The organism is Pseudomonas sp. HMSC076A11, assembly GCF_001810205.1.
Lineage (GTDB): Bacteria > Pseudomonadota > Gammaproteobacteria > Pseudomonadales > Pseudomonadaceae > Pseudomonas > Pseudomonas aeruginosa.
Genome location: NZ_KV800299.1, coordinates 54,289 through 61,826 on the forward strand (window position 1 = coordinate 54,289; position 7,538 = coordinate 61,826).

Genomic DNA, 7,538 nt, shown 5'->3' on the forward strand with positions numbered 1-7,538 from the left:
GGGCCAGGGCGATGCGCTGGCGCTGGCCGCCGGAGAACATGTGCGGGTAGCGCTGGTAATGCTCCGGCCGCAGGCCGACCTGGCGCATCATCTGCTGGACCTTTTCGCGGCGTTCCTCGCGCGACAGCGCGGTGTTGATCAGCAGCGGCTCGGCCAACTGGTCGCCGATCTTCTGTCGCGGATTGAGCGAGGCGTAGGGGTTCTGGAAGACCATCTGCACGTCGCGGCGCAACTGCCGGCGCTGGTCCTTGCTGGCGCCCTTGACCTCCTGCCCGGCGATTTTCAGCGAGCCGGAGGTGGGTTCCTCGATCAGGGTCAGGGCGCGCGCCAGGGTCGACTTGCCGCAGCCGGACTCGCCGACCACGGCGAGGGTCTTGCCGGCTTCCAGTTCGAACGATACGCCGTTCAGCGCGCGCACCTGGGCGTGGCCCTTGAACAGGCCGCGGGAGACTTCGTAGTGACGGGTCAGATCACGGGCGGTCAGAACGGTTTCCATCAGGCCACCTCGTTCAGCAGGTTCAACGGATAGAAGCAGCGCACCGCGCCGCGCTCGTGTGCCTCCAGGGCCGGCCGCTCCTGGCGGCAATGCTCCTGGGCATAGGGGCAGCGTGGCGACAGCAGGCAACCGCGCGGGCGGTCGTAGCGCCCCGGAACGATGCCGGGCAGGGTGGCCAGGCGGGCTTCGCCGGCACAGTGCTCGGGGATCGCCTTGATCAGCGCCTCGGTGTAGGGATGGGTCGGGCGGTCGAACAGCGCCGGCACGCCGCCGATCTCCACCGCTTCGCCGGCGTACATCACGCAGACGCGCTGGGCGGTCTCGGCGACCACGGCGAGATCGTGGGTGATCAGGATCAGCGCCATGTCCTGGTCGCGCTGCAGGTTCAGCAGCAGCTCCATGATCTGCGCCTGGATGGTCACGTCGAGGGCGGTGGTCGGCTCGTCGGCGATCAGCAGCTTGGGCTCGGCGGCGATAGCCATGGCGATCGCCACGCGCTGGCTCATGCCGCCGGAGAGCTGGTGCGGGTAGGCGTCGAGACGGCTGGCGGCGGCCGGGATCTCGACCCGTTCGAGCAGTTCCAGGGCGCGCTGGCGCAGGGCCTTGCCGCGCAGGCCGAGATGCAGGCGGAGGACTTCCTCGATCTGGTAGCCGACGGTGTAGCTGGGGTTGAGGGCGGTCATCGGGTCCTGGAAGACCATCGCCATGTCCTTGCCGACGATGCGCCGGCGCTGGCGGCCCTTGAGGGTGAGCATGTCGTGGCCGTCGAAGCGCAGGTGATCGGCGGATACCCAGCCGGGGGCGTCGATCAGGCCCATCAGGGCCATCATGGTCACCGACTTGCCGGAGCCGGACTCGCCGACGATGGCCAGCACCTCGCCCTTGTCGACGCTCAGGTCGAGGCCGTCGACCACGGGCACGGCGGTGGTGTCGCCGAAGCGTACGCTGAGGTTCTTGATATCGAGGAGGCTCATGCGGCGGTCTCCTGTGGCGCGGATACGGATGCGCTGTTCATGGTTGTGCTCCTCATGCCGCGTTCTTCAGTTTCGGATCGAGGGCGTCGCGCAGGCCATCGCCCATCAGGTTGATCGCCAGTACGCTGAGCAGGATGGTCAGGCCGGGCAGGCTGACCACCCACCAGGCGCGCTCGATGTAGTCGCGGGCGGAGGCGAGCATGGTGCCCCACTCGGGGGTCGGCGGTTGCACGCCGAGGCCGAGGAAGCCGAGGGCGGCGGCGTCGAGGATCGCCGAAGAGAAGCTCAGGGTGGCCTGGACGATCAGCGGCGCCATGCAGTTCGGCAGCACGCAGACGAACATCAGTCGCAGGGTGCCGGCGCCGGCCAGGCGCGAGGCGGTGACGTAGTCGCGGTTTAGCTCGGTCATCACCGCGGCGCGGGTCAGGCGTACGTAGGCCGGCAGCGAGACGATGGCGATGGCGATCACGGTGTTGATCAGGCCCGGGCCGAGGATCGCCACGATGGCCACCGCCAGCAGCAGCGACGGCAGCGCCAGCATGATGTCCATCAGGCGCATGATCAGCGGCCCGGCACGGTTCGGCGAGAAGCCGGCGAGCAGGCCGAGGAGGATGCCGGGGATCAGCGAGATCACCACCGAGGACAGGCCGATCAGCAGCGACAGGCGGGCGCCGTGGATCAGCCGCGAGAGCAGGTCGCGGCCCAGCTCGTCGGTGCCGAGCAGGAAGCGCGCCTGGCCGCCTTCCAGCCAGGATGGCGGGGTCAGCAGGAAGTCCCGGAACTGCTCGCTCGGATCGTAGGGGGCGACCCAGGGGGCGAATAGCGCGCAGAACACGATCAGCAGCATGAACAGCAGGCCGCCGAGGGCGCCCTTGTTGTGCGCGAAGGCCTGCCAGAATTCCTTCAGCGGGGACGGGTAGACCAGGCTCGGGTCGCTGGCGGGAGCGTTGTGCATGGCGTTCATCGGCTGCCTCCTCAGCGTTGGTGGCGAATGCGCGGGTTGGCCAGGCCGTAGAGGATGTCCACGACGAAATTGACCAGGATGACCAGGGTGGCGACCAGCAGGATGCCGTTCTGCACCACCGGGTAGTCGCGACGGCTGATGGCGTCGATCAGCCACTTGCCGATGCCCGGCCAGGAGAAGATGGTTTCGGTCAGCACCGCGCCGGCGAGCAGCGTGCCGACCTGCAGGCCGAATACCGTCAGCACCGGAATCAGCGCGTTGCGCAGGGCGTGCACGAAGACCACCCGGGCCGGCGACAGGCCCTTGGCGCGGGCGGTGCGCACATAGTCTTCGCGCAGCACCTCGAGCATCGCCGAGCGGGTCATGCGGGCAATCACCGCCAGCGGGATGGTGCCCAGCACGATGGCCGGCAGGATCAGGTGGCGCACGGCATCGAGGAACGAGCCCTGTTCGTCGGAAAGCAGGGTGTCGATCAGCATGAAGCCGGTCTTCGGCTCGATGTCGTAGAGCAGGTCGAGACGGCCGGACACCGGCGTCCAGCCCAGCGACACGGAGAACAGCATGATCAGGATCAGGCCCCACCAGAAGATCGGCATCGAATAGCCGGCGAGGGACACCGTCATCACCCCGTGGTCGAACAGCGAACCGCGTTTCAGGGCGGCGATCACCCCGGCCAGCAGGCCGAAGGTGCCGGCGAAGAGCATGGCGGCCAGGGACAGTTCCAGGGTCGCCGGGAACAGGGTGAGGAATTCGTGCCAGACGCCTTCGCGGGTGGTCAGCGATTCGCCGAGATTGCCCTGTGCCAGGTTGCCCACGTAGTCCAGGTACTGCTGGTACAACGGCTTGTCCAGGCCCAGGCGGTGCAGGGCCTCGGCATGCATCTGCGGATCGACGCGACGTTCGCCCATCATCACTTCCACCGGGTCGCCGGGAATCAGGCGGATCAGCGCGAAGGTGAGCAGCGTCACGCCGAAGAAGGTGGGGATCAGCAACCCCAATCGTCGTGCAATGAAACTAAGCATGTTGGCGGGTAACTCCTCATCGCGGACCGTGCGCCCCGCTGGCGGCGGGGCTGTGGTCCTTGTTCTTCTACGGCTTCACCGAGGTGGTGGCGAAGTTGTTGTTGCTCAACGGATTGATCACGTAGCCCTGCAACGTGTTCCGCCGGACGTTGAACAGCTTCGGGTAGGCCAGCGGTATCCATGGGGCCTGTTCGTGGAATACCACCTGGGCCTGCTCGTACAGTTTCGCCCGCTCGGCCGGATCGCTCACCTCGCGGGCCTTGCGCATCAGCGCCTCGAAGTCCTTGTCGCACCAGCGCGCCTGGTTTTCACCCGACTCGGCGGCGGCGCAGCTCAGGTTCGGGCTGAGGAAGTTGTCCGGGTCGCCGTTGTCGCCGGCCCAGCCAAGCAGCGACAGGTCGTGCTCGCCGGCCTTCGAACGCTTGAGCAGCTCGCCCCATTCCAGGGAACGGATGGTCAGCTGGATGCCGGCCTTGGCCAGGTCTGCCTGCAGCATCTGTGCCGCCAGGGCGGGGTTGGGGATGGTAGGCGAGGTGCCGTTGCGAATGAACAGGGTGATCCTGAGATTTTCCGCGCCGGCTTCCTTGAGCAGCGCCCTGGCGCGTTCGGGATCGTGCGGCCAGTCCTGGATCGAATGGTTGTAGCCGAGCAGGGTCGGGGGATAGGGACCGACCGCCGGACTGGCCGCGCCGGGGCCGAACACCGCGTCGAGCATGGCCTTCTTGTCCAGCGCGAGGTTGATCGCCTGGCGCACGCGCGGGTCGTCGAGCGGCTTGTGCTGGGTGTTGATGGCAATGTAGGTGGTCAGCAGGGCATCGATCTCGTCCACCGCCAGGTTCGGGTCCTGCTTCAGGCGCGGCACGTCCTCCGGTTTCGGGTACAGCGAGACCTGGCACTCGCCGGCACGGACCTTCTGCATGCGCACGTTGGGATCGAGGGTAATGGCGAACACCAGGTTGTCGATCGGCGGCTTGCCGGCGTAGTAGTCCGGGTTCGCCGTATAGCGGACCTGGGCGTCCTTGGCGTAGCGCTTGAAGACGAACGGCCCGGTGCCGATCGGCTGGTTGTTCAGCTGGCCCTGCTTGCCGGCGGCGAGCAACTGGTCGCCGTACTCGGCGGAATAGATGGACGCGAAGGGCATCGCCATATCGCGCAGGAACGGCGCTTCGGGACGGTTGAGGACGAAGCGCACGGTGAGCTCGTCGACCTTTTCCACCGACTTGATCAGCTCGCCCATGCCCATCGCGTCGAAGTAGGCGTAGCCGCGCAGCGCCGAGGCATGCCAGGGATGCTTCGGATCGAGGGCGCGCTGGAAGGTCCACAGCACATCATCGGCATTCAGGCTCCGGGTCGGCTTGAAGTAGTCGGTGGTATGGAATTTCACGCCGGGGCGCAGGTGGAAGGTATAGCTCAGTCCGTCGGCGCTGACGTCCCAGCGCTCGGCCAGCCCCGGGATCACCTCGGTGGTGCCGGGGCGGAAGGCGAGCAGGCGGTTGAACACGGTTTCCGCGGAGGCGTCGGCGGTCACCGCGCCGGTGTACTGGACGATGTCGAAGCCTTCCGGGCTGGCCTCGGTGCAGACCACCAGGTTCTTCGCCTGGGCCGCGCCGGCGGCGCATAGCGCCAGGGCCAGGGCCAGGGGCAGGTGTCGGAGCAACGGATGGAGCATGGGGTCCTCCTCGTGGGCCCCGTCGCCGGGGCCGCCGGTTGTCGCAGGTTTACAGCAGGTTGAAGGGGAAGGTGCTGACCAGGCGCAGTTCGTTGACGCTGCCGTCGACCTGGTTCTGGCTGGCCTTGTGCATCATGTAGGTGAGCTTGAAGGTGCTGTCCTTGATCGGCCCGTTCTGCACCTTGTAGGCCGCCATCAGGCCCAGCTCGTGGTGCTTCTCGCCGTCCTGGGCGCGCACCTCGGCGTAGTTGCCGTAGGCACCGTTGCGATCGCCGTCGTAGTGGGTGCCGTCGATGTCCCAGCCCTTCACGTACCACACGCCGGTGCTCAGGCCGGGGACCCCGTAGTAGCTCCAGTCGGTCTCGTAGCGGATCTGCGCGGACTTCTCGTTGGGGCTGTTGTAGTCGGCCAGCATCGAGTTGGCCAGGAAGATCGCCGAGGTCTCGTGCACGTAGTCGAAGTATTCGTTGCCGTCGACCTGCTGGTAGGCCAGGGTCAGGGCGTGGGCGCGATGGCCGAGAGTGAAGGCCAGGCTCCAGGTGTCGTTGTCGATGTAGCCGGCCTCGCGCGCGCCGGTGTCGCCGGTGTGGTAGCCGTTGAAGGCGGTGCGCAGGGCGATGCCGTTCTCGAGGTCGCCGATGTCGTGGGTCACGCCCAGGTAGTACTGGTTCCAGACGTCCTGGAAATGCGAGCCATAGAGGGAGATTTCCAGCCCGTCGAGCGGCTTGTAGTTGCCGCCCAGGTAGTTCAGGCGGTCGCCCTTGACCTGGCGGGTGCCGTACTCGGTGGTCATGTCCTCGTCGCCGGAACCGGTCCGCGGGCTGACCTTGCGGAAGCTGCCGGCCTGCAGGCTGAGGTTGTCCAGCTCCTCGCTGGTCACGGCGAAGCCGGTGAAGCTGGAGGGCAGGGCACGGTTGTCGATATAGCTGAACACTGGAGTGTTGACCAGGAAGCGACCGGCCTTGAATTCGGTATTCGAGGCGCGCAGGCGGATGTTGGCGACGCCCAGCTTGGACCACTCGCCGATCGCCTCGCCATCGCTGTTCGCCAGGGTCCGGTTGCCGCCGCCGCCGATGCGGCCCTTGCCGCGCTCCAGGGCGATCTCGTTGAAGGCTGCGACGTCGAAGCCGAAGCCGATGCTGCCCTGGGTGTAGCCCGAGCTGTACTTGAGCACCGTGCCCTGGACCCAGGCGTTGCGCTGGTGGATGCGCTGGGAGCCGCCGCCGGCCTTGGGAATGCGGAAGGTGAAGCTGTCCTTCATGTTTTCCCGCGAGTAGAAGTTGCGGGTGGTCAGGGTCAGGCTCTGCCCCTCGAACAGCCCGCTGGCGCCGGCCTGGCCCTTGATCGGTTTCTCCACGCTGGGGATGCTCTGCACCTGGGCGGCGTAGCTGGGATTGTCCGGGGTCGGCGGGGTTGCCTGCTCGTCCGCTGCCCAGCCTGGCGCGGCCGATGCCATCAAGGCCAATCCCAGCGTCGCGCCGGTCACTCGTTGGTATCTCATCACCTGATTGCTCCCTTTATTGTTGTCATGGCACCTGTTTTACCCACCAGGTTTGCGCCGGTTTCGCCCGCGCCTGGGCGCGGCGGTCGAATACGGCGAGGCGAGCGCTCCTGGCGGAACGCGCGCAGCGCCGTTCTGGAACACGGGCAGGAAAAGCAAAGAAATGAAGTACGGGTCGTGCCGTTCTTCTGCACCCCGGTCGTTTCACGACCGGGGTGGCGTCGGCATCAGGGCTGGTTGGCTACGCCATAGAAGGCGTTCCGCGAGAAGGGGCTGATCTTGAAGTCATGCACCGACTTGTTCATCGGCTGGTACACGGTGGAGTGGGCGATCGGGGTGATCGGCACCTGCTCCTTGAGGATGTGCTGGGCCTGCTTGTACAGCTCGCTGCGCTTGTCCTGGTCGGAGACCCGCTTGGCAGCCTTGACCAGCTTGTCGTAGGCCGCGTCGCACCATTTCGATACGTTGTTGCCGTTGATCGAGTCGCAGCCGTAGAGGGTCGCCAGCCAGTTGTCCGGATCGCCGTTGTCGCCGGTCCAGCCGAACAGCATGGCGTCATGCTCGCCGGCATGGGCGCGCTTGATGTACTCGCCCCACTCGTAGCTGACGATCCTGGCCTTGATGCCGATCTTCGCCCAGTCGGCCTGGATCATCTCCGCCATCAGCTTGGCGTTGGGGTTGTAGGGACGCTGCACCGGCATCGCCCACAGGGTGATCTCGGTGCCCTCGGCGATGCCGGCCTTCTTCAGCAGTTCCCGGGCCTTGGCCGGATCGAACGGGGCGTCCTTGATGGTTTCGTCATAGGACCACTGGGTCGGCGGCATGCCGTTCACCGCCAGTTGCCCGGCACCCTGGTAGACGGCGTCGATGATGGCCTGCTTGTTCACCGCCATGTCCAGCGCCTGGCGTACT

The 7,538-nt window shown here is 66.6% G+C and carries 7 protein-coding genes; all 7 read right to left on the reverse strand.

The features are described from left to right. Positions 1-496 (reverse strand): ATP-binding cassette domain-containing protein (locus tag HMPREF2716_RS12560; protein WP_049263266.1); only part of this gene is annotated, 496 nt, incomplete at its 3' end. Continuing rightward, on the reverse strand, positions 496-1,470 hold the full coding sequence (locus HMPREF2716_RS12565) for an ABC transporter ATP-binding protein (protein ID WP_003094451.1): 975 nt from the start codon (positions 1,468-1,470) through the stop codon (positions 496-498). The genes HMPREF2716_RS12565 and HMPREF2716_RS12560, both read right to left, overlap by 1 nt. Before the next feature lie 52 nt (positions 1,471-1,522). Further along, a complete protein-coding gene (locus tag HMPREF2716_RS12570) occupies positions 1,523-2,434 on the reverse strand; it encodes an ABC transporter permease subunit (RefSeq protein WP_003105451.1) in 912 nt (303 codons plus the stop codon). Positions 2,435-2,445: 11 nt separating this feature from the next. Further along, positions 2,446-3,456: an ABC transporter permease subunit gene (locus tag HMPREF2716_RS12575; protein ID WP_003105448.1), complete on the reverse strand. Its 1,011-nt coding sequence runs from the start codon at positions 3,454-3,456 to the stop codon at positions 2,446-2,448. A gap of 67 nt (positions 3,457-3,523) precedes the next feature. Then, positions 3,524-5,125 carry an ABC transporter substrate-binding protein gene (locus tag HMPREF2716_RS12580; RefSeq protein WP_023518083.1) on the reverse strand — a complete coding sequence of 534 codons (1,602 nt, stop codon included), beginning with the start codon at positions 5,123-5,125 and terminating at the stop codon, positions 3,524-3,526. A gap of 49 nt (positions 5,126-5,174) precedes the next feature. Continuing rightward, entirely contained in the window at positions 5,175-6,629 is a 1,455-nt protein-coding gene (locus HMPREF2716_RS12585) for an OprD family outer membrane porin (protein ID WP_003120938.1), read from the reverse strand. 224 nt (positions 6,630-6,853) lie between these two features. Beyond that, a partial coding sequence (locus tag HMPREF2716_RS12590; RefSeq protein ID WP_256548115.1) for an ABC transporter substrate-binding protein occupies positions 6,854-7,538 on the reverse strand: 685 nt, incomplete at its 5' end.